A 20,486-nucleotide genomic window follows, 5' to 3' on the forward strand; every position below is an offset into this window, starting at 1 on the left:
AGCGGCGGAGGCAGCGCGTCGAAGGCCGCCATGGGGTCGCGCGTGCGCCGCCGCTGGCGCTGCGCGGTCCGGCCCAGATTGGCACAGCGGCGCATCAGCACGAGGCGGCCTCCTCCACCGGATCGACCACCACCAGCAGCCGCGTCTGGCCGGGGATGGCGGGCGGCGACCGGTGCAGGATGCCCGTCGGCTGGACCCCCCAGGTCCGGCCGCGGAACAGGGCGGCGGTGCCCGTGGGCATCTGCTGGATGCGGTCGACCTGGGCCGGACCACTGACGGGACCGAACTGCGTGCCCGCCCCGCGCAGCGTGCAAAGCAGCCGTGCGCGCACTGCATCCAGATGCCATTTCGGACAGGACTGGCCGTCCGTGACCTCGACCCGCAGGGTGACCATCAACGCGCCCAGGGAACGCGCCGCGTGCTGCGCCAGCGCGGCGATCTGGTCGATCAGCGCCCTGCGGTGATCGCAATCCGCCAGCGCGGCCGCGTCGCAGGCATGGCGCAGGGCCGTCGCGGCGTCCTGCGGGCGCAGGGTCTGGCGCAGACGCGGCAACCGGTCCGGCGGCAACGCGTCCAGCCAGGCCTGCCATGCAGGATCGGTGGTCCGCTGCCACAGCGCGATCGCGACGCCGGGCAGCGCGATCGTCCCCAGCACGCGCGGATCGTGGCCGCTGTTCATCGCCGTCGCGGGGGCGGGGGTCGGGCGCAGGGCGACGCGCTGGTTCATGCCGCGACCTCCGCCGCGCGGCGCCAGGCGGGGAAGGGGTCGGGCAGGGCGGTCCAGCCGGCCGGGTTGTCGCCCCATTCCTCGCCCAGAAGGCAGGCGTTCAGGCGGGCGCGGATGCGATCCTCGTCCATGCCGGTGCCGATGAAGACCAGCTCCTGCCGCCGGTCGCCGAAGGGGTCGGACCAATGCGCGTCCAGATAGGCGCGCCCCTCGGGGTGGGTCGGCCAGCGGTCGCGCGGGACCGAGGCCCACCACTGCCCCAGGGGCCGGACCGAGGACAGCGCCCCCGCCAGCGAGAACTCGGCCACCCAGTCGGGCCGCGTGGCGACCCAGAAATGCCCCTTGGCGCGGATCACGCCGGGCAGGGGGCCGTTCAGCAGCTCGTGGATCTTGCGCGGCTCGAACGGCTGGCGGGCGCGATAGACGAAGCGGGCGACGCCGTATTCCTCGGTCTCGGGGGTGTGGTCGGCATGGCCGTACAGCTCCTTGGCCCACATCGGATGGGTATGGGCGCGGTCGAAATCAAACAGGCCGGTGTTCAGTATGTCGCGGGGCGCGACGCGGCTGTGATCCGTCTCGATGATGCGCGCGTCGGCGTTCAGCGCGCGGATGATCTTGCGCGCGGCGTCCACGCGGGCGGGTCCGGCATCGCTGCATTTGTTCAGCACGATCACGTCGGCGAATTCCATCTGGTCGGTCAGCAGATCGACCAGCGTGCGCGCATCGGCGTCGCCCATCACCTCTCCGCGGTCGGACAGGAAATCGTGGCTGGAGAAGTCGGCCGTCAGGTTCACCGCATCGACCACCGTCACCATCGTGTCCAGCCGCGCCACGTCGGACAGGCTGGCGCCGCTGTCATCCGCGAACTCGAAGGTGGTGGCGACGGGCAGCGGCTCGCTGATCCCGGTCGATTCGATCAGCAGATAGTCGAACCGCCCCGCCTGGGCCAGGCGGCGCACCTCCAGCAGCAGGTCCTCGCGCAGCGTGCAGCAGATGCAGCCGTTCGACATCTCGACCAGGGTCTCCTGGGTCTGCGACATGCCGCCCTCGGCGCGGACCAGGTCGGCGTCGATGTTCACCTCGGACATGTCGTTGACGATGACGGCGACGCGCAGCCCGTCGCGATTGTTCAGGACGGCGTTCAGCAGGGTCGTCTTGCCGGCGCCCAGAAAGCCGGACAGGACGGTGACGGGCAGGCGGGGATCGTCGGTCATGGCAGGTCCTCGGTGCTGTGGCTGGTCAGGTTAGTTATAGTATAACATTACTGATGACAATCCTGCAGCCTGCCTTGCCCGCCCCATTGACGACCCGCCCCCGATGGGCCATGCCGCGCGGATGCTGCACATCGATGACATCTCCTATTCCATCCAGGGCCGCCCGCTGTTCGCCGGCGCCTCGGCATCCGTGCCCGAAGGGCACAAGGTCGGCCTTGTGGGTCCGAACGGCGCGGGCAAGACGACGCTGTTCAAGCTGATCCGTGGCGAACTGGGCCTGGACGGCGGCGCCATCAGCCTGCCGACGCGCGCCCGCATCGGCGGCGTGGCCCAGGAATCGGCCGCGACCGCGCTGTCCGTGCTGGAGACCGTCCTGGAGGCAGACCAGGAACGCACCGCCCTGATGGCGGAATCGCTGACCGCGACGGACGCGCATCGCATCGCGGACATCCAGACCCGCCTCACCGACATCGACGCCTGGTCGGCCGAGGCCCGCGCCGCGACGATCCTGGACGGGCTGGGCTTCGACACCGCAGACCAGCAGCGCCCGACCAGCGACTTCAGCGGCGGCTGGCGGATGCGCGTGGCGCTGGCGGGGGTGCTGTTCGCGCAGCCCGACCTGCTGCTTCTGGACGAACCGACCAACTATCTGGACCTGGAAGGCGCGCTGTGGCTGGAGACCTACCTGGCCCGCTATCCGCACACGGTCATCATCATCAGCCACGACCGCGGGCTGTTGAACCGCGCCGTCGGCCATATCCTGCATGTCGAGGACAAGAAGCTGACGCTGTATACCGGCGGCTATGACAGCTTTACCCGCATCCGCGCCGAAAAGCGCGCATTGCAGGCCGCCGAGGCCAAGAAGCAGACCGAACGCCGCGCGCATCTGCAAAGCTTCGTCGACCGCTTTGGTGCCAAGGCCAGCAAGGCCCGCCAGGCCCAGGCCCGCGTCAAGGCGCTGGCCAAGATGGAGCCGATCACCGCGCCCGAAGAGGCCAAGTTCTTCCGCTTCAGCTTTCCTCAGCCCGAGGAGCTGTCGCCCCCCATCGTCGCGATGGAGGGGGTCAATGTCGGCTATGGCGACCGCACCGTGCTGTCGCGCCTGGGGCTGCGCATCGATCAGGACGACCGCATCGCGCTGCTGGGCCGCAACGGCCAGGGCAAGTCGACGCTGTCCAAGCTGCTGGCCGGGCGCCTGACGCCGATGGCTGGCAAGGTGGTGCAGTCGAACAAGCTGCGCGTCGGCTATTTCGCCCAGCACCAGGTCGACGAGCTGTCGCTGGACGACACGCCGCTTGACCACATCCGCGCCGTGCGCCCGAACGAGGCGCAGGCGCGCCAGCGCGCCCGCTTGGCCGGTTTCGGCCTGATGGAGGCGCAGGTCGAGACAAAGGTCCGCGCCCTGTCCGGCGGCCAGAAGGCGCGCCTGTCGTTGCTGCTGGCCACGATCGACGCGCCGCATCTGCTGATCCTGGACGAACCGACCAACCACCTGGACATCGAAAGCCGCGAGGCCCTGTCCGAGGCGCTGAACGATTACACCGGCGCGGTCGTGCTGGTCAGTCACGACATGCACCTGCTGGGACTGGTCGCGGACCGGCTGTGGCTGGTCAAGGACGGCGCTGTCGCCCCCTACGAGGGCGATCTGGATGATTACCGCAAGTTCCTGCTGTCGGGCGACGCGCCCGCCGAGAAGTCCGGCGAGAAGACCCCCGAGGCGCCAAAGCCCGCCGCCCCGAAAAAGCCGAACCGCGATGCGGTGCTGGCCCTGCGGTCGGACGTGCGCAAGTCCGAGGAGCGGGTCCAGAAGCTGACCGAGATGATGGGCAAGCTGGACGTCAAGCTGGCTGATCCGGGCCTCTATAACGATCCCTACGAGGCCGAGAAATGGGGCAAGAAGCGGGCCGAGGCCGTGCGCGCCCTGGCCTTTGCCGAGGAGCTGTGGATGGCCGCGCTGGAAAAGCTGGACGCGGCCGAAAAGGGCTGACGGCGGGGTGATCATCGCGCTGTTGCGAAAATGCGGCGCATGGCCCAGGATGAGACGCGGACAGGTTGTGCGTTGCGGGGTACGGCCATAGATACCCGGAAAGCCCTTTTTGCGCGGAATCGCCCCCATGAAATATGCCTTGGCCCTTGCCGTCCTGTTCGCCGTTCCCGCCCATGCGCAGGATTTCGGGGCAACCGGGGGGCGCACGTTCTCGGTCGATCTGGGCGTCGGTGCGGCGCTGCGCCCGGCCTATCCCGGTGCCGAGGATGCCGAGGTCGCGCCGTGGATCATCTGGCGCGACGCGGGCTTCGGTCCGGTCGGTACGGCCCCTGCGCAGGGATTCTCGATCGCGCCGTCCTTTGGCACCGTGGGCAAGCGTGAAAGCAGCGACGACGCGGCCCTGACGGGGCTGGACGACATCGACCGCGCCTATGAGCTGGGCCTGCGGGTCAGCTATGGCGCGGGGCCGGTGACGGCCTATGGCAGCGTGCGCCGCGGGTTCGAGGGCCATGAGGGCATCACCGGAGAGGTCGGCGCGAAGTACCGCACCGAGCTGAGCGACCGCGTGACCCTGTGGTCCGGGGCCGAGGTCGTCTATGGCAATGACGAATTCAACAACACCTATTTCGGCGTGACGCCCGCCGAAAGCGTGACCAGCGGCCTGCCCGCCAGCGCCCCCGGCGGCGGTCTGAACGAGGCCGCGATCACCTTCGAGGCGCGCTATGCCATCAACGACACCACCGCCGTCTTGGGCGAGGTGCGTTACGGCAAGCTGATCGGCGACGCCGGCGATTCGCCGGTCGTCCAGGAAGAATACCAGCCCTCGCTGCGCCTTGGCGTGACGCGTCGGTTCTCCTTCGGCTTCTGATCGCCGCAGGGTCAGGGGATCGGGGTCACGCGTGGCGCGGCCCCTTTTTCTTGGCCAAATGTTTTAAGCCTGAAATAATTTCTTGACAGGTCGCGCCCGCCTGTTGCGTTCTGGTGCCAAGGCATCCGAACCGGGCCGCGACCAACGCGGTCCCCGCCAACAGGGAAAGACCGCACCATGACCCAGACCCGTTCGCTGATCGCGGCGCTTGCCGCAACGACCGCCCTGGCCGCCCCGGCCATGGCGCAGGACGACACGCTGACCGTGGGCGTGCTGCTGACCCTGTCCGGCCCCGGCGCCGTGCTGGGAGAGATGGCGCGCGACGGCTTCCTGCTGGCCGCCGAGGAGATCGGCGATCTGGGCGGCATCCCCACCGAGATCATCGTGGTCGACGACGAACAAAAACCCGACGTCGCCGCCAACAAGGCCCGCGAACTGGTCGAGCGGAACGGCGCGGACATCGTGGTCGGGCCGATCTTCTCCAACGTCGCGGGCGCCATCGTGCAGCCGGTGACGCAGGGGGGCGGCATCCTGATCAGCCCGAATGCCGGCCCGTCGAACCTGGCCGGGGCGGAATGCAACAAGGCCTTCTTCGCGACGTCCTATCAGAACGACCAGATGCACGAGGTGATGGGCGCCCATGCACAGGCGCAGGGGTTCCAGAACGTCTTCCTGCTGGCCCCGAACTATCAGGCCGGGCAGGACGCGCTGGCGGGCTTCAAGAAAAGCTATACCGGCGGCGTCGCGGGCGAAATCTTCACCCAGATGGGTCAGCTGGACTATTCCGCCGAACTGGCCCAGATCGCCGCGATGCAGCCCGATGCGGTCTTTGCCTTCATGCCGGGCGGCATGGGTGTGAACCTCGTGCGCCAGTATCGCCAGGCGGGGCTGGAGGGCATCCCGTTCCTGTCGGCCTTCACCGTGGACGAGGCGACGCTGCCCGCGCAGGCCGAGGCGGCCCTGGGCTTCTTTGCCGGGTCGAACTGGGCGCCCGATCTGGACACGCCCGAAAACGCCGCCTTCGTGGCGGCCTATGAGGCGAAATACGGCCATGTGCCCGGCGTCTATGCGATGCAGGGCTATGACGCGGCCCGCCTGATCGACGGCGCGCTGCGCGAGGCGGGCGGCACCGACCGCGACGCGCTGATCGCGGCGCTGGAGGGGGCGCCCTTCACCTCGGTCCGCGGCGATTTCAGCTTTGGTCCCAACCACTTCCCGATCCAGGACTTCTACCTGACCACGGTCGTGCAGCGCGAGGACGGCAAGTTCGCCACCTCGGTCGTCGAGAAGATCTTCGACGACTATCAGGACAACTATGCCGCCAACTGCCAGGTGAACTGAACCGATGACCAGCCTGTTCCTGCTGCAGCTGCTGAACGGGGTGCAGCTGGGGGTCCTGCTGTTCCTGATCGCCGCCGGGCTGACCCTGGTCTTCGGGATCATGGATTTCGTGAACCTGGCCCATGGCGTGATCTACATGGTCGGCGCCTATCTGGTGGTGATGTTCGCGGGCCTGACCGGCAGCTATGGGCTGGGCCTCCTGCTGACCCTGCCCGCGACGCTGGTCATCGGGCTGGTGCTGGAGGCGTTGATCTTTCGCAGGCTCTATGACCGCCCGCATCTGGATCAGGTGCTGGCGACCTTCGGGCTGGTCATGGTGGTGACGGAACTGGTCAAGATCATCTGGGGCCAGTCGCCGCTGTCGATCCTGCCGCCCGACGCGCTGTCGGGGTCGGTGCCGCTGGTGGGCGCGCTGCGCTATCCGGTGTTCCGGCTGGTGGTGATCGCGGCGGGGCTGGCGGTCGCCGTGGGGCTGTGGCTGGTCATCACGCGGACCCGCATCGGCATGCGCCTGCGGGCGGGCGCCACCAACCGCGCGATGGTGGGCGCGCTTGGCGTCGATATCGGGCGGCTGTTCACCGTCATCTTCGCCTTTGGCGCGATGCTGGCGGGGTTCGCGGGGGCGATGGTGGCACCCATCCTGTCGGTCGATCCGGGCATGGGGGAAAGCGTGCTGATCCTGGCCTTCGTGGTGATCGTCATTGGCGGTATCGGCTCGGTCAAGGGCGCCTTCGCGGGCGCGCTGCTGGTGGGGATCGTCGACACGTTGGGCCGCAGCTTCGGCCCGATCATCCTGCGCGCGGTGATGGAGCCCTCCGCCGCCGCCCAGACCGGGCGCGTGCTGGCGCCGATGCTGGTCTATGTGCTGATGGCCGCGATCCTGGCCGCCCGGCCGCAGGGCCTGTTCGGAGCGCGCCCATGACCCGCTGGCTGATGCGCCGCCGGGTGGCGGCCTGGGCGATCTTCGGCGGTTTCGCCCTGTTGCCGCTGATCGCGGCGATGACGGGGGACCCCTATCTGGTCGTCGTGGCGACGCGCATCCTGGCCTTTGCCATGGCGGCCTTGGCGCTGGACCTGATCCTGGGCTATGGCGGCATGGTCAGCTTTGGCCACGCGGCCTATCTGGGCATCGGCGCCTATGCGGTGGCGATCCTGTCGCGCGCGGGCATCACCGATCTGGGCGCGCATCTGGGCGTGGCGGTGGTCGCGGGGGCGGGTTTCGCGCTGGTCACCGGGGCGATCAGCCTGCGCACGCGGGGCATCTATTTCATCATGATCACGCTGGCCTTCGCGCAGATGGCCTATTTCTTCTTCGTCTCGCTCTCGGCCTATGGCGGCGATGACGGGGTGACGCTGACGGCGCGCTCGACCGTGCTGGGGCAGGACTGGCTGGCCGACGACCGGGTGCTGTACTATGCGGCGCTGGCGATGCTGGCGGGGCTCTATCTGCTGTGTGTCGCGATCACCGGGTCGCGGTTCGGCCGCGTGCTGACGGGGGCGCGGGAAAACCCGCTGCGGATGCAGGCGGTGGGCTTCACCCCCTTCCGGTTCCAGCTGACGGCCTTCGTCATCTCGGGTGCGATGACGGCCATCGCCGGGGTGATCCTGGCCAATCAGGCCAGCTTCGTCTCGCCCTCCTACATGAACTGGCACCGCTCGGGGGAACTGGTGGTGATGGTTGTCCTGGGCGGCATCGGCAACCTGCTGGGCGCCATCGCCGGGGCCACGCTGGCGCTGCTGCTGGAGGAATGGCTGGCGCTCTTCACCGAACATTGGCGGCTGATCTTCGGCGCGCTCCTGATCCTGGTCGTGCTGTTCTCGCGCGACGGGCTGACGGGGCTTTTCAGGGGGCGCGCAAAATGAGCCTTCTCTCGGTGCGCGGGTTGCGCAAATCCTATGGCGCGCTGAAGGTCACCGACGATCTGGGCCTGGAGGTCACCGAAGGGGAACTCCACGCCATCATCGGCCCGAACGGCGCGGGGAAATCCACGCTGATCGCGCAGCTCTCGGGGCAGGCGGGGTCGGATGCGGGCTCGGTCCGCTTTGCGGGGGCCGAGATGATGGGTCGTCCCATGCCCGCGCGGGTCCGGGCGGGCATGTCGCGCAGCTTCCAGATCACCTCGATCCTGCCGGGCTTCACCGTGCTGGAGAACGTGGCCACCGCGGTGCAGGCCCATGCGGGCAGCAGCTTCCGCTTCTTCGCCCCGGTCGCACGGGACACCGGCCTGAACGCACAGGCGCGGGACGCGCTGTCTCGCGTGGGTCTGGCCGACCGCGCCGACACCCGCGCCGGCAGCCTGTCGCATGGAGAGAAGCGCGCGCTGGAACTGGCCATCGCGCTGGCCACGCGGCCGCGCCTGCTGCTGCTGGACGAGCCCTTGGCCGGGACCAGCGGGGCCGAGGCGGAACGCCTGGTCCAGGTCATGGCGGGCCTGAAGAGGCAGGTGACGCTGGTGCTGATCGAACATGACATGGACGCGGTCTTTGCGCTGGCCGACCGGGTCAGCGTGCTTGTCTATGGCCGGATCATCGCGACCGGCACGCCCGATCAGGTTCGCGCCGACCCGGCGGTGCGCGCCGCCTATCTGGGGGATGCGTGATGCTGGTCGTCGAGGGGCTGCAGGCCGGTTACGGAGAGGCGCAGGTCCTCCACGACATCCACCTGTCGGTCGGGCAGGGGCAGGTGGTGACCCTGCTGGGCCGCAACGGCATGGGCAAGACGACGACGATCAGCACGATATTCGGCCTGCTGGCGGCACGGGGCGGGCGCGTCAGCATAGACGGGCGCGACGTGACCCGCGCCGCACCGCACCGCATCGCGCGCGCGGGCCTGGGCCTGGTCCCCGAGGGGCGGCAGGTGTTTCCGACGCTGGACGTGCGCGAGAACCTGATCGCCACCGCGCGCCCCGGACACTGGACCCTGTCGCGCGTCCTTGAGCTGTTCCCGCGCCTGTCCGAACGCATGGGCCACAAGGGCAGCGAACTGTCTGGCGGCGAGCAGCAGATGCTGGCCATCGGCCGGGCGCTGATGACCAACCCCCGCCTGATCGTGCTGGACGAGGCGACCGAGGGCCTGGCCCCCCTGATCCGGGACGAGATCTGGTCCTGCCTGACGCGCCTGAAGGACCAGGGCGAGGCGATCCTGATCGTGGACAAGAACCTGTCGGCCCTGACCCGCTTTGCCGACCATCATGTGGTGATCGAGAAGGGCCGCACCGTCTGGTCCGGCGACAATGCGCAGCTTTTGAACGATTCCGCTGTGGCAGAACGGCATCTGGGCGTCTGACGGACGCACATCCCCCTTTACCGGCGCGGCCTGCGCGACATAATAAGATGCATTGGTCTGCGGCGACTGCCGCCCGTTTTTTTCAGGAATTCATCATGCGTCCGTCCGCGCGAATCGTGACCCTTGGTCTTGCTTTCGCGCCGCTGATGCTGGCCGCCTGCCGCGTCGATGCCGGCGGAGGCGGTGAGGCACCAACCGTCCAATGCGCCCCGGCCCAAGGTGTGGACATGGTCCAGGCCGATGCCCTGTGCCACGCGCTGCGCGCCCAGGACCCCAAGGGCGGGATTCGCCTGCGTGTCCTGGCCACGGGGCTCACGGCGTTGTCCGCACAGCTGAACCGCGTGACCGACCAGGGCGACCGGCCCGGCCAGCGGATGGATTTCAGCGTCACGGACCGGGACCTGCAGCCCGACGATTTCATCAGCTTTGCCCGCGACCTGCTGCGATACGGGTTGCCCGATTAGGAAAGAGCCGCACGCATGTGCCAGATCTGCGCCAACCTTCGTCCCTATGACAAATCCTGCGCCGGGTCGGAGTTCGCGGGTTCCACCGTCGATCTGCTCAGCGCGACGCTGCGCGAACAGGGCGACGCGCCGGGGGGGCGGGGAACCCCCTATCGCATGGCGCCGGGGGACGTGTTCAACGGCACGGTCGGATTTTCGGGCGACAATGACTGGGTGGCCGTCCGTCTGGAGGCCGGCACGACCTATCGGATCGCCCTGAACGGCATCAGCCTGTCGGACCCCCTGCTGGAACTGCGCGGCCCCGATGGCCGCGTGGTCGCCGTGAACGACGACGGGGGGCCGGGGCTGGACAGCCTGATCACCATCGCGCCCACGCAGACCGGGACCTATTACGTGAACGCGGGCGCCTATTCCGCGGGCACCGGCAGCTATCAGCTGGTCGTGACCGAGGCGCCCGTGCCCCGGCCTGCCCCGATGGCAGAGCTGGCCACCTATCTGACCGACGGCTTCTGGGCCGATACCGGACAGTCCGCGCGGTCCTTCGACATGTCGCGCGACAACATCATCACCTATGACTTCAGCGGCCTGACGCCGCAGGGCCGGGCGCTGGCGCGCGACGCGATGCAGGCCTGGTCGGCGGTCGCCAACCTGCGCTTCGTCGAACAGCGCGCCGATGCCGACATCACCTTCGACGACAACCAGGACGGGGCCTTTGCCCAGTCGACGATCATGGGCGGGCGCATCCTGCGGTCGTCGATCAACGTCTCCACGGACTGGATTTCGCAGGATGGCGCACGCATCGGCACCTATTCCTATCAGACCTACGTGCATGAGATCGGCCACGCGCTGGGCCTGGGGCACCAGGGCCCCTATAATGGCAGCGGCAATTTCGCCGATGACGCTTGGTTCGTGAACGACAGCTGGCAGGCCTCTGTGATGTCCTATTTCGGCCAAGAGGAAAACCCCAACATCGCCGCCAGCGGCGCCTATCTGGCGTCGCTGATGCCCGCCGACATCATCGCCATCCAGCGCCTGTACGGCGCCGCGGGTGCGGGGTCGCTGACCGCGGGCAACACCGTCTATGGCGTGGGCCATACGCTGGGCAGCAGCTGGCTGGGGCGCGTGTTCTCGGCCCAGGACGGGGGCTCTCACCAGACCGTCCAGAACGCGCGCGGCGTGGCGATGACCATCTATGACGCAGGCGGCCATGACGTTCTGAACTTCTCCAACGACGATCAGGCGCAGCGGGTCGATCTGCGCCCCGGGGCCATGTCGGACATCTATGGCCTGCGCGGCAATCTGCAGATCGCCCAGAACACCGTGATCGAGGGCTATGTCGCGGGATTGGGCAATGACGCGGTCCATGGCAACGCTGCCGGCAACGTCCTGCGCGGCATGGGCGGCCACGATCGGCTGTCGGGCGGATGGGGCAACGACATCCTGCATGGCGGCGCGGGGAACGACACGCTGCTGGGGGATGTCGGTGCGGACCGGCTGTTCGGCGATGCCGGGAACGACGTGCTGACCGACCTGCAGGGCGACAATGCGATGGCGGGCGGGACAGGGGACGATCACCTGACCGCGGGGGCCGGACGCGACAGCCTTTATGGCGACGACGGCGCGGACATCATCCTGGCGGGGGCGGGCGACGACTTGATCCGCGGCGGGGCGGGGTTCGACACGATCCGCGCCGGTGCCGGCCATGATCGGGCCGAGGGAGGCCTGGGCAACGACATCGTCGATGGCGGCTGGGGCAACGACCGCCTGTTCGGCCAACAGGGCAACGACACGATGGTCGGCGGGCTGGGGGCCGATTCGATGGCGGGCGGACTGGGCGCGGACACGTTCCGGTTTTTCTCTGCCGCCGACAGCAGCCTAGCCGCGCCGGACCTGATCGTCGATTTCGACCCCGATCGGGATGTTATCGACCTGCGGGCGCTGGATGTCGACTATGTCGGACGCGGGCCGCTGGCGGGGGATGCCTCGGTGCGGTGGGACCACGCGAACGGGATGACCCGCGTGCTGGTCGACGTGGACGGCGACCGCCTGCCTGACATGCTGATTCGCCTGAGCGGCAGGCTGCAGCTGGACGCCGACAGCTTCCTGCTGTGAGGCGGCCCGCGCGGGGCTTGCAAATTCCCCGCGACCGGGTCCATCTGCCTGCCAACACCGATGACAAGGACCGGCCATGGCATATGCACAGACCCTGACCACCCGCCCCGGATTGGGCCTTCCCGGAACCGGCGCACTGGTTGTCCTGGCGCTTGGCACCATCGCGCTGGCGCTGACCCAGGGGGCGGCGCAGGGCGCGCTGTTCCTGGTGGGCGGCGCCTTGGGAATGTCGCTGTACCATGCGGCGTTCGGGTTCACCTCCGCGTGGCGCGTGTTCATCTTGGACCGCCGGGGCAGGGGCCTTCGGGTGCAGATGCTGCTGCTGGCCATGGCGGTGGTGCTGTTCTTTCCGGCCCTGGCATCGGGAACGCTGTTTGGGAACGAGGTGCGGGGGCTGGTCTCTCCGGCCGGGCTGGGGGTGATCGCGGGGGCGTTCATCTTCGGCATCGGCATGCAGCTGGGCGGCGGCTGCGCCTCCGGCACGCTGTTCACCGCCGGGGGCGGCAATGCGCGGATGCTGATCACGCTGGTCTTCTTCATCGTGGGGTCGGTGCTGGGCACCGTCCATTTCGACTGGTGGGCCAGCCTGCCCGCGCTGGAGCCTGTCGCCTTGTGGCAGCCGCTTGGTCCCTGGGGCGGGATCGCGCTGTCTCTGGCCATCTTCGGGGCGATCGCGCTGATCACGATGCGGGTCGAACGCAACCGCCACGGCACGCTGGAGCAGCCCCCCGAAAGTGAGCGTCACGGCATGGCGCGCTGGCTGCGCGGGCCCTGGCCGCTGGTCGGTGGCGCGGTGGCGCTGGTGGTGCTGAACTTCCTGACGCTGGCGATCTCGGGGCGGCCTTGGGGCATCACCTCGGCCTTTGCGCTGTGGGGGGCCAAGATCGCGCAGGCCATCGGCATCGACCCCACCGCCTGGGGCTACTGGCAGCGGCCCGCCAATGCCGAGGCGCTGCAGTCAAGCGTGTTCTCGGACGTCACCTCGGTCATGGATTTCGGCATCATCGCGGGGGCCATGCTGGCCGCGTCGCTGGCCGGTCGGTTCGCGCCGTCGCTGCGGATCCCGCTGCGGTCGGTGATCGCCGCGGTCGTGGGCGGGCTGATGCTGGGTTACGGCGCGCGCATCGCCTATGGCTGCAACATCGGGGCCTATTTCTCGGGGATCGCGTCGGGCAGCCTGCACGGTTATCTGTGGGCGGTGGCGGCATTCGCGGGCAACATGCTGGGCGTGGCCCTGCGCCCGTGGTTCTTCATGGAACGCCGCACCAGCCGCGCCGACGGCTGAGATGGACTGGCTGGACTCCGTCGACGCCTATTGCGAACGCACCGGGCCGGAATACTGGTCCGAACCCGTCAATGCGCTGACCAACCTGGCCTTTCTGCTGGCGGCTCTGGTCATGGCGCGGCGCCTGCGGGGACCGGGCATGGCGACGGGGCACGTGCTGGCCGGGGTGCTGTTCGTCATCGGGCTGGGGTCCTGGCTGTTTCACACCCATGCCAACGGACTGACCGGGCTGATGGACGTCCTGCCGATCCTGACGTTCATCCTGATCTACGTGTTTGCCGCCACACGCGACTATCTGGGCGCCCGGCCTTGGGTCGCGGCGCTGGTGACGGCTGGGTTCATCCCCTATGCGGCGATCACGGTGCCGCTGTTCGCGCAGGTGCCGGGGCTGGGATCGTCGGCCAGCTATGCCCCGGTGCCGGTGCTGATCCTGGCCTATGCGGTCCTGCTGCGGAACCGCCAGCCGCGCGTGGCGCGGGGCCTGGCGATCGGGGCGGGGCTGCTGACGCTGTCGCTGACCTTCCGCACGCTGGACCAGGCCAGCTGCGCCGTGCTGCCCATCGGCACGCATTTCATGTGGCACATCCTGAACGCGACCATGCTGGCATGGATGATCGAGGTCTGGCGGCGGCATCGGATCGGTTAGGGGATCTTGGTGCACCCGAAGGGATTCGAACCCCTGGCCTCTGCCTTCGGAGGGCAGCGCTCTATCCAGCTGAGCTACGGGTGCACGCGCCGCCTGATTACCCGGCGGGGTCAGGCGACGCAATGGTGAAAATCGATCAGGCGGCGTCCAGGGCCATGATGATCGGGACAAAGTCGGCGGCCTTCAGGCTGGCGCCCCCCACCAGCGCGCCGTTCACATGCGCGATGGCAAAGATCTCGGCCGCATTCGCGGGCTTGACGCTGCCACCGTAGAGCAGCGCGACATCGGCTCCGTCGGACAGGCGCGCGGACAGGTGGTCGCGCATCAGCGCGTGCACCTGGGCGATCTGATCCAGCGTCGGCGTGCGTCCGGTGCCGATCGCCCAGACCGGCTCATAGGCCAGGACGGTGTTGCGGGCGTTGGCGCCGTCCGGGACGGACCCGGCCAGCTGCGTGGCGATCACGTCCAGGGTGCGGTCGGCGTCGCGTTCGGCCTCGGTCTCGCCGACGCAGATGATGGCGGTCAGGCCCGCGGCATGGGCGGCCTGCGCCTTGGCGCGCACCATGGCGTCGGTCTCGCGGTGATCGGCGCGGCGTTCGGAATGGCCCAGGATGACGTGCGTCGCGCCCGCGTCGCGCAGCTGCAGAGCGGCGATGTCACCGGTATGGGCGCCCTTGTCGGCGTGATGGCAGTCCTGCCCGCCGACCAGCAGGTCGCTGGCGCCGATGCGGGCCATCATCGGGTGGATCAGCAGGGCTGGCGGGCAGATCAGGACGTCGCAGGTCGCGCCTTCGGCGGCGGCGGCCATGTCGTCCAGCTGATCCAGCGCGGCCAGATCGCCGTTCATCTTCCAGTTTCCAGCGGCAAGTTTGCGCGGTGCCATGGGGGTCCTCCGTGGGTTCGGGACAGGCTTAGCCAGCCTCCCGCCCCCGTGCAAGGCTCAGCTCTGCGCGCGGCTGCCCTCGATCGGGGCAAAGTTCACCGACTCTCCGCAGCCGCAGCTGTCGGTGACGTTGGGGTTGCGGAACCGGAAGCCCTGCTCCAGCAGACCGGTCTCATAGTCGATCTGGGTGCCGAACAGGAACATCTGCGCCATGGGCGCGATGATGACGCGCGCGCCGTCAAGTTCGACCACCTCTTCGTTCGCGGTGGGGGTCTGGGCCAGCTCCATCGTGTATTCCATGCCCGCGCAGCCGCCCTTCTTCAGCCCGATGCGCAGGCCGTAGGCGTTTTTGCCCGCCATCAGCTGCGCGATCCGCGCGGCGGCGGCGGGGGTGATGGTGACAGGGGGCGTGCCGGGCATGGCGAACATGGGACGATCCTTTCGGGGCTTGGCCTCAAGATAGTCACGCGGGGGGCAGGGGTTCAAGCCCGCCCCCGGCGATCACATGAAGCCAAGCTCCAGACGCGCCTCGTCGGACATCATGTCCATGCCCCATTGCGGCTGGAAGGTCATCTCGACATCGACCTGCTTGACGCCGGGCACGGCCTCGACCGCGTCGGCGACCCATCCGGGCATCTCTCCGGCGACGGGGCAGCCCGGCGCGGTCAGGGTCATGATCACCCGCACCTCGGAGGCGTCGTTGATGTCGATCGTGTAGATCAGGCCCAGATCGTGGATGTTGACCGGGATCTCGGGGTCATAGACGGTCTTGCACGCCTCAACGATGGGTTCGTAGAGGGGATGGTCGGTCGAAGACGGCGCGATCAGCGGCGCGCCTTCCATCAGGGGTTCGGTCATCGGAGCATCCTTCAATTCCGACCGATTATATAGGGCACCGGCCGCCCGCGGTCCAGTGGCGGCCCGCATTGCGCCGGGCGGGGGGCGGCGCTACAAGCGGCCGGTTCCAAAAGGCTCGGGCGGACCCATGACCACGCGTTTCGACTTCACCCTCCAGGCGACCGACGGCGCCGCGCGCACCGGCGTCATCGACACGCCGCGCGGCCGGATCCGCACCCCGGCCTTCATGCCGGTGGGGACGGCCGCGACGGTCAAGGCGATGCTGCCCGACAGCGTGGCGGCCACGGGCGCGGACATCCTGCTGGGCAACACCTATCACCTGATGTTGCGCCCCGGCGCCGAACGCGTCGCGCGCATAGGCGGGCTGCACCGCTTCATGAACTGGCAGAAGCCCATCCTGACCGACAGCGGCGGGTTCCAGGTGATGTCGCTGGCGGGCCTGCGCAAGCTGACCGAGGAGGGGGTGACCTTCTCCAGCCATGTCGACGGGTCCAAGCACTTCCTGTCGCCCGAGACCAGCATGGAGATCCAGCGCCTTCTGGGCAGCGACATCGTGATGTGCTTCGACGAATGCCCCGCGCTGCCCGCGACCGAGGAGGCGGTGGCCGAGTCGATGCGCCTGTCGATGCGCTGGGCGCAGCGGTCGCGCGACGCCTTCGGCGACCGGCCGGGGCATGCGCTGTTCGGCATCATGCAGGGCGGCGTCACCCGCGAGCTGCGCGAGGAGAGCGCGCAGGCCCTGCAGGCGATCGGCTTTGACGGCTATGCGGTCGGCGGCCTGGCCGTGGGCGAGGGGCAGGAGGCGATGTTCGGCGTGCTGGACTATGCCCCCGGCTTCCTGCCGGTGGACAAGCCGCGCTATCTGATGGGCGTGGGCAAGCCCGACGACATCGTGGGCGCGGTCCAGCGCGGCATCGACATGATGGATTGCGTGCTGCCCTCGCGCTCTGGGCGGACCGGTCAGGCCTGGACCCCGCGCGGGCAGGTCAACATCAAGAACGCCCGCCACCAGGACGATCCGCGTCCCTTGGACGAGGATTGCACCTGCCCCTGCTGCCGGGGCTACTCCCGCGCCTATCTGCATCACGTCTTCCGCGCCAAGGAGATGATCAGCGGCATGCTGCTGACCTGGCACAACCTGCATTACTATCAGCAGCTGATGGCGGGGCTGCGCGACGCGATCGCGGCGGGGCGGCTGGACGCCTTTGTGGCCGAATTCCACGCGCGCCGCGCGGAAGGCGATATCGAACCCGTATGACGCCGCGACCTTGGACGGAATTTCCCCGTCCGGGCCTTGGCGCGGGCAGGCGGAGGCGTTATCTTGACGGTGTTCTCAGGGCGGGGTGCAATTCCCCACCGGCGGTGACAGCCCGCGAGCGCCCCTTGCCATGGCAGGGGGGTCAGCAGATCCGGTGAAATTCCGGGGCCGACGGTATAGTCCGGATGGAAGAGAACCGCCCCGTGTCCCACCCCGGCGCGCGCGGTGGTATGCCTTGGGGGCCTGACGCAACTTACGTAAGGTTCCTGAAAGATGACCAAATCCCCCCGTATCGCCTTCATCAAGGCGCGCTGGCACGCCGATGTCGTGGACCGCGCGCATGAAGGTTTCCTGACCCAGGCCGCCAGCCTGATGCCCGGTGCGCAGATCGAGGCATGGGACGTGCCCGGCGCGTTCGAGATGCCGCAGCTGGCCAAGAAGCTGGCTTTGACTGGCAAGTATGACGCCGTGGTGGCCGCGGCCCTGGTGGTCGATGGCGGCATCTATCGCCATGATTTCGTCGCGGGCGCGGTGGTCAGCGGCCTGATGCAGGCGGGCATGGACACGGGCGTGCCGGTGTTCTCGGTGTCGCTGACGCCGCACAATTACCAGGAGACCGAGCTGCTGACCGGTTTCTATCGCGAGCATTTCGTGAAGAAGGGCGCCGAGGCCGCCCATGCGGTCGCGCAGATGCTGGCCGTCGAGGGGCGTCTGGCCCGTCTGGATCAGGCCGACGCGGCCTGATCCATCCGCAGGCGGTGCCGCGTCAGCAGCATCGCCTGTGTCTCCTTGAGTTCGCGGTCGCGCCGCGCGGCGTCCCAATCCAGCGCCGCCGCGCAGAGATCGGCGATGCGCGCCAGGTCGCGGGCCGACAGATGGCCGGTGACGGCCAGCGCGGTGCGGCGCATGACCAGATCGGCCAGGGTGCCGACCTGTTCGTTGCGGATGATCCAGACCAGCTCCTGTTCGCTGTGATCGCTGTCGGCCAGCATGATGGGCGCCGCGCCTTCGACCGCCAGGATCGCCGCCGCCGTCGTGCCGTAGCGCGCCAGAAGATGGCGCGTGCGGGCGGGCGCGGCCAGGGTGCGCCGGGCCGCATCGTCGCTCCACGCGCCCGCATCGGCCGGGTAATCACGGCCACCGCCGATGGGCAGCCTGTCGGTGGCGATGCGGCGGGACGCGTTCAGGCGCGCCAGAAGATCGTCGGCGACCTCCTCGGCGAAGCCGCGGAACGTGGTCCATTTGCCGCCCACCAGCGCAATGATCGGCCAGCGGCGGTTGGCGTCGGGGGCGATCTCCGGCGCGGAATGGTCGCGGCTGATCAGGCCGGGATTGGCCGCATCCGAGGCGGGCAGGGGGCGGATGCCGGAATAGGCATAGACGATCTGGCTGTCGTCGAAATGCAGCCCCGGCAGCAGGCCGCGCAGCGCGTCGAGGAAATAGGCGATCTCGGCGTCGTCGCAGGCCACGTCGTCGGGGTCGTCGGCGCGGATGTCGGTGGAGCCGACCAGCGCGCGGTCCAGATAGGGAAAGACCAAGCAGATGCGCCCGTCATCGGCCTCGAAATAGATCATGCGGCCCTTCAGCGCGGCCAGCAGCTCGGGGTGGTCCAGCAGGATGTGCGAGCCCTTGGTGCCGCCGATCATCCGCGTGGGCGCGCCAAGGGCGGCGTTCACGCGGTCGATCCAGGGACCGGCGGCGTTCACCACGATGCGCGGGCGCAGGGACAGCGCGCCCTGCGGGCCGGTCAGGTGGATCACGTCGCCGTCGGTGCCGGTCAGCGCGGTGTGGTTCAGCGCGCGGGCGGCGGGGTTGGCGCGTAGCCCGTCCGCCACCAGCTCCCAGACCAGCCGTTCGGGCAGGGTGACGGCGGCGTCGTAATACTGTCCCGCGGCCTTGATGCGCGGGGTCAGGGGCGGGATCTCGCGCAGCGCGCGGGCGCCCGACCACAGCTGATGGCGCGGCATGACCCGGTGGCGGCGGCCATAGAAGTCGTACATCGCCAGCCCCGCCTTCATCAGCACCGCGCCGCGGCTGCGGGGCGCGGTGGTCGACCCCATCAGCGTGCGCAGCGCCGGCCCGATGCCGCGCAGCCAGGAGAAGATCGGGATGACCGTGGGCAGGGGCTTGACCAGATGCGGCGCGTTTTTCAGCAGCAGGTTCCGCTCCAGCGTGGATTGCGCGACCAGGCGCAGCTCTCCGGTCTCGAGGTACTTGATGCCGCCGTGGATCAGGCGCGAGGGTGCGGCCGAGGTGCCGCCGCCGTAATCGGCCTTGTCCACGATCACCGCGTTGACGCCCTGTTCGCACAGGTCGCGGAACAGGCCCGCGCCGTTGATGCCCGCGCCCAGGATCAGCACGTCGATGTCTTGGGTCATGGGATGTCCTGCAGGGCCTCGATCCGCGGCCACAGCGGCGCCATGGCGGCGGTCAGGTCGGTGAAGACCCCATAGCGGCGCGCCATGTCGGCGGCGCGGGCGGGGTCGGGGTGATGGGTGGTGCTGATCGCGCCCATGTCGCGCGGGTCGTGGCGCGGCGAGGCGAAGATGCCGACCCCCGCGCCCGCGCAGAGCGCCGCGCCCCAGGCTGCGGCCTCCTCGGTCGCGCTGACGGTCACGGGCATGTCCAGCACATCCGCGAACAGCTGTGCAAAGAGCGGCGCGCGGGAAATGCCGCCGGTCAGCCGCGCCGCCCTGGGGGCGAACCCGTCGCGCAGGGCGTCGACGTGGTGGCGGTGGTTGAAGGCGATGCCCTCGATCACGGCGCGCAGCATGTCGCCGCGATCCTGCCAGCCGCGCAGGCCGAAGAAGCCCGCGCTGGCCTGCGCCCCATAGGGCGATCCGAACAGGTAGGGGTGGAACAGCGCGCTGGAGGGCCGGGCCAGGGCGGCCTCGATTTCCGGGATGACGCGCAGATGGGCGGGCTGGTCGCCCCCTTCGCGGCACAGACTGTCCAGGAACCAGTCGTAATTCGCGGCGGACGCCGGAGAGATCGACATGGCGTTCCATTCGCCCCGCGAGATGCCATTGCGGCAGAACCAGCGCGGATCGGATAGGGGTCGGTCGGTGACGGTCTCGTTGATGGAATAGGTGCCGGCGACGATGGCGACGCAGCCCTGCCCGTACCCGCCCGAGCCCAGGGCCGATGCGGTCACGTCATGCAGTCCGGCCACAACCGGCGTGCCCGCGGCCAGGCCGGTCAGGGCGGCCGCATCCGCCGTGACATGGCCCACGACCTGATCGGGCAGGGCGATGTCAGGCAAGGGCAGGCCCGGCAGGCCGAAGATGCCGGGGATGTCGGGGGCGAAGCCTTGGGTTGCGACATCGGTGAAAGCGGTGCTGGCCTCGGTCAGGTCGGTGCCGATGCGGCCGGTCAGCCGATAGGTCAGCCAGTCCTTGCAGGCCAGCACATGGCCGATCGCGGCAAAGCGCGCGGGGTCATGGTCGCGCAGCCACGCCAGGATCGCCGACGGCGCCGAGGCATGGGGCATCTGCCCCGTCCGCGCCAGCGCGCGCGCGGCGGTCCCGTCCGCGACCCAGCCATCCGCGACGCCGCCC

The 20,486-nt window shown here is 69.1% G+C and carries 21 protein-coding genes, 1 tRNA gene and 1 riboswitch; of the genes, 13 read left to right on the top strand and 9 right to left on the bottom strand.

Going from position 1 to position 20,486, the window contains the following annotated elements:
• The 3 genes from FHD68_RS19905 to FHD68_RS10885 all read right to left on the bottom strand — a co-directional run.
• Positions 1-95: DUF6525 family protein (locus FHD68_RS19905; RefSeq protein WP_425277546.1), on the bottom strand; the 95-nt coding region annotated here is incomplete at its 3' end.
• Positions 95-727, bottom strand: coding sequence for a DUF1826 domain-containing protein (locus FHD68_RS10880; RefSeq protein WP_164871399.1), 633 nt, complete (start codon positions 725-727; stop codon positions 95-97). The genes FHD68_RS19905 and FHD68_RS10880, both read right to left, overlap by 1 nt.
• On the bottom strand, positions 724-1,941 hold the full coding sequence (locus FHD68_RS10885) for a GTP-binding protein (RefSeq protein WP_139085707.1): 1,218 nt from the start codon (positions 1,939-1,941) through the stop codon (positions 724-726). The genes FHD68_RS10880 and FHD68_RS10885 overlap by 4 nt, the downstream gene beginning before the upstream one ends.
• Before the next feature lie 121 nt (positions 1,942-2,062).
• Between FHD68_RS10885 and FHD68_RS10890 the strand changes: the two genes are divergently transcribed.
• From FHD68_RS10890 to FHD68_RS10940, 11 genes are all read left to right on the top strand, one after another.
• Positions 2,063-3,928 (top strand): ABC-F family ATP-binding cassette domain-containing protein, encoded by a 1,866-nt coding sequence (locus FHD68_RS10890; RefSeq protein WP_127898001.1) that lies wholly within the window; start codon positions 2,063-2,065, stop codon positions 3,926-3,928.
• A 127-nt stretch (positions 3,929-4,055) separates the two neighbouring features.
• A complete protein-coding gene (locus FHD68_RS10895; RefSeq protein ID WP_127898002.1) occupies positions 4,056-4,796 on the top strand; it encodes a MipA/OmpV family protein in 741 nt (246 codons plus the stop codon).
• A gap of 177 nt (positions 4,797-4,973) precedes the next feature.
• Positions 4,974-6,137: an ABC transporter substrate-binding protein gene (locus FHD68_RS10900; protein ID WP_127898003.1), complete on the top strand. Its 1,164-nt coding sequence runs from the start codon at positions 4,974-4,976 to the stop codon at positions 6,135-6,137.
• Between the two features lie 4 nt (positions 6,138-6,141).
• Entirely contained in the window at positions 6,142-7,059 is a 918-nt protein-coding gene (locus FHD68_RS10905) for a branched-chain amino acid ABC transporter permease (RefSeq protein WP_127898004.1), read from the top strand.
• Positions 7,056-8,000 (top strand): branched-chain amino acid ABC transporter permease, encoded by a 945-nt coding sequence (locus FHD68_RS10910; protein ID WP_127898005.1) that lies wholly within the window; start codon positions 7,056-7,058, stop codon positions 7,998-8,000. Before FHD68_RS10905 ends, FHD68_RS10910 begins: the two co-directional genes overlap by 4 nt.
• Entirely contained in the window at positions 7,997-8,737 is a 741-nt protein-coding gene (locus FHD68_RS10915) for an ABC transporter ATP-binding protein (RefSeq protein WP_127898006.1), read from the top strand. The genes FHD68_RS10910 and FHD68_RS10915 overlap by 4 nt, the downstream gene beginning before the upstream one ends.
• Positions 8,737-9,423: an ABC transporter ATP-binding protein gene (locus FHD68_RS10920; RefSeq protein ID WP_046000173.1), complete on the top strand. Its 687-nt coding sequence runs from the start codon at positions 8,737-8,739 to the stop codon at positions 9,421-9,423. The genes FHD68_RS10915 and FHD68_RS10920 overlap by 1 nt, the downstream gene beginning before the upstream one ends.
• Before the next feature lie 95 nt (positions 9,424-9,518).
• Positions 9,519-9,887, top strand: a complete 369-nt coding sequence (locus FHD68_RS10925) for a hypothetical protein (RefSeq protein ID WP_127898007.1) — start codon at positions 9,519-9,521, stop codon at positions 9,885-9,887.
• A 15-nt stretch (positions 9,888-9,902) separates the two neighbouring features.
• Positions 9,903-11,999: a M10 family metallopeptidase C-terminal domain-containing protein gene (locus FHD68_RS10930; RefSeq protein ID WP_127898008.1), complete on the top strand. Its 2,097-nt coding sequence runs from the start codon at positions 9,903-9,905 to the stop codon at positions 11,997-11,999.
• A gap of 76 nt (positions 12,000-12,075) precedes the next feature.
• Positions 12,076-13,284 (top strand): YeeE/YedE family protein, encoded by a 1,209-nt coding sequence (locus FHD68_RS10935; RefSeq protein WP_127898009.1) that lies wholly within the window; start codon positions 12,076-12,078, stop codon positions 13,282-13,284.
• 1 nt (position 13,285) lies between these two features.
• Positions 13,286-13,930: a ceramidase domain-containing protein gene (locus tag FHD68_RS10940; protein WP_127898010.1), complete on the top strand. Its 645-nt coding sequence runs from the start codon at positions 13,286-13,288 to the stop codon at positions 13,928-13,930.
• Between the two features lie 7 nt (positions 13,931-13,937).
• Here FHD68_RS10940 and FHD68_RS10945 read toward each other — a convergent pair.
• The 4 genes from FHD68_RS10945 to FHD68_RS10960 form a co-directional block, all read right to left on the bottom strand.
• Positions 13,938-14,014 (bottom strand) — tRNA-Arg (locus tag FHD68_RS10945).
• 52 nt (positions 14,015-14,066) lie between these two features.
• Positions 14,067-14,813 carry a triose-phosphate isomerase gene (tpiA, locus tag FHD68_RS10950; RefSeq protein ID WP_127898014.1) on the bottom strand — a complete coding sequence of 249 codons (747 nt, stop codon included), beginning with the start codon at positions 14,811-14,813 and terminating at the stop codon, positions 14,067-14,069.
• Between the two features lie 57 nt (positions 14,814-14,870).
• A complete protein-coding gene (locus FHD68_RS10955; protein WP_127898015.1) occupies positions 14,871-15,242 on the bottom strand; it encodes a HesB/IscA family protein in 372 nt (123 codons plus the stop codon).
• A 72-nt stretch (positions 15,243-15,314) separates the two neighbouring features.
• Complete coding sequence (locus tag FHD68_RS10960) at positions 15,315-15,671, bottom strand: SUF system Fe-S cluster assembly protein (protein ID WP_045981535.1); 357 nt, start codon at positions 15,669-15,671, stop codon at positions 15,315-15,317.
• A gap of 127 nt (positions 15,672-15,798) precedes the next feature.
• Here FHD68_RS10960 and tgt point away from each other — a divergent pair, with 127 nt between their 5' ends.
• Together tgt and FHD68_RS10970 are read left to right on the top strand one after the other, a co-directional pair.
• Positions 15,799-16,929 (top strand): tRNA guanosine(34) transglycosylase Tgt, encoded by a 1,131-nt coding sequence (gene tgt / locus FHD68_RS10965; protein WP_127898016.1) that lies wholly within the window; start codon positions 15,799-15,801, stop codon positions 16,927-16,929.
• Positions 16,930-16,996: 67 nt separating this feature from the next.
• A riboswitch (FMN riboswitch) is annotated at positions 16,997-17,130 on the top strand.
• A 72-nt stretch (positions 17,131-17,202) separates the two neighbouring features.
• Positions 17,203-17,673: a 6,7-dimethyl-8-ribityllumazine synthase gene (locus FHD68_RS10970; protein WP_045981537.1), complete on the top strand. Its 471-nt coding sequence runs from the start codon at positions 17,203-17,205 to the stop codon at positions 17,671-17,673.
• On the opposite strand, the gene FHD68_RS10975 is transcribed toward FHD68_RS10970, so the two are convergent.
• Positions 17,655-19,307 (bottom strand): glycerol-3-phosphate dehydrogenase/oxidase, encoded by a 1,653-nt coding sequence (locus tag FHD68_RS10975; protein ID WP_127898017.1) that lies wholly within the window; start codon positions 19,305-19,307, stop codon positions 17,655-17,657. The genes FHD68_RS10970 and FHD68_RS10975 overlap by 19 nt on opposite strands.
• Positions 19,304-20,486 (bottom strand): FGGY family carbohydrate kinase (locus FHD68_RS10980; protein ID WP_139085709.1); only part of this gene is annotated, 1,183 nt, incomplete at its 5' end. The genes FHD68_RS10975 and FHD68_RS10980, both read right to left, overlap by 4 nt.

It is taken from the genome of Paracoccus marcusii (assembly GCF_006151785.1).
GTDB classification, from domain to species: Bacteria; Pseudomonadota; Alphaproteobacteria; order Rhodobacterales; family Rhodobacteraceae; genus Paracoccus; species Paracoccus marcusii.

Excerpts from the sequence above, each read along its gene's own strand:
- FHD68_RS10925 (WP_127898007.1), top strand. The coding sequence starts at position 9,519 with ATGCGTCCGTCCGCGCGAATCGTGACCCTTGGTCTTGCTTTCGCGCCG.
- FHD68_RS10895 (WP_127898002.1), top strand. The coding sequence starts at position 4,056 with ATGAAATATGCCTTGGCCCTTGCCGTCCTGTTCGCCGTTCCCGCCCAT.
- FHD68_RS10935 (WP_127898009.1), top strand. The coding sequence starts at position 12,076 with ATGGCATATGCACAGACCCTGACCACCCGCCCCGGATTGGGCCTTCCC.
- FHD68_RS10905 (WP_127898004.1), top strand. The coding sequence starts at position 6,142 with ATGACCAGCCTGTTCCTGCTGCAGCTGCTGAACGGGGTGCAGCTGGGG.
- FHD68_RS10900 (WP_127898003.1), top strand. The coding sequence starts at position 4,974 with ATGACCCAGACCCGTTCGCTGATCGCGGCGCTTGCCGCAACGACCGCC.
- FHD68_RS10910 (WP_127898005.1), top strand. The coding sequence starts at position 7,056 with ATGACCCGCTGGCTGATGCGCCGCCGGGTGGCGGCCTGGGCGATCTTC.
- FHD68_RS10885 (WP_139085707.1), bottom strand. The coding sequence starts at position 1,941 with ATGACCGACGATCCCCGCCTGCCCGTCACCGTCCTGTCCGGCTTTCTG.
- FHD68_RS10940 (WP_127898010.1), top strand. The coding sequence starts at position 13,286 with ATGGACTGGCTGGACTCCGTCGACGCCTATTGCGAACGCACCGGGCCG.
- FHD68_RS10955 (WP_127898015.1), bottom strand. The coding sequence starts at position 15,242 with ATGTTCGCCATGCCCGGCACGCCCCCTGTCACCATCACCCCCGCCGCC.
- FHD68_RS10975 (WP_127898017.1), bottom strand. The coding sequence starts at position 19,307 with ATGACCCAAGACATCGACGTGCTGATCCTGGGCGCGGGCATCAACGGC.
- FHD68_RS10960 (WP_045981535.1), bottom strand. The coding sequence starts at position 15,671 with ATGACCGAACCCCTGATGGAAGGCGCGCCGCTGATCGCGCCGTCTTCG.
- FHD68_RS10880 (WP_164871399.1), bottom strand. The coding sequence starts at position 727 with ATGAACCAGCGCGTCGCCCTGCGCCCGACCCCCGCCCCCGCGACGGCG.
- FHD68_RS10970 (WP_045981537.1), top strand. The coding sequence starts at position 17,203 with ATGACCAAATCCCCCCGTATCGCCTTCATCAAGGCGCGCTGGCACGCC.
- FHD68_RS10915 (WP_127898006.1), top strand. The coding sequence starts at position 7,997 with ATGAGCCTTCTCTCGGTGCGCGGGTTGCGCAAATCCTATGGCGCGCTG.
- FHD68_RS10890 (WP_127898001.1), top strand. The coding sequence starts at position 2,063 with ATGCTGCACATCGATGACATCTCCTATTCCATCCAGGGCCGCCCGCTG.
- tgt (WP_127898016.1), top strand. The coding sequence starts at position 15,799 with ATGACCACGCGTTTCGACTTCACCCTCCAGGCGACCGACGGCGCCGCG.
- FHD68_RS10920 (WP_046000173.1), top strand. The coding sequence starts at position 8,737 with ATGCTGGTCGTCGAGGGGCTGCAGGCCGGTTACGGAGAGGCGCAGGTC.
- tpiA (WP_127898014.1), bottom strand. The coding sequence starts at position 14,813 with ATGGCACCGCGCAAACTTGCCGCTGGAAACTGGAAGATGAACGGCGAT.
- FHD68_RS10930 (WP_127898008.1), top strand. The coding sequence starts at position 9,903 with ATGTGCCAGATCTGCGCCAACCTTCGTCCCTATGACAAATCCTGCGCC.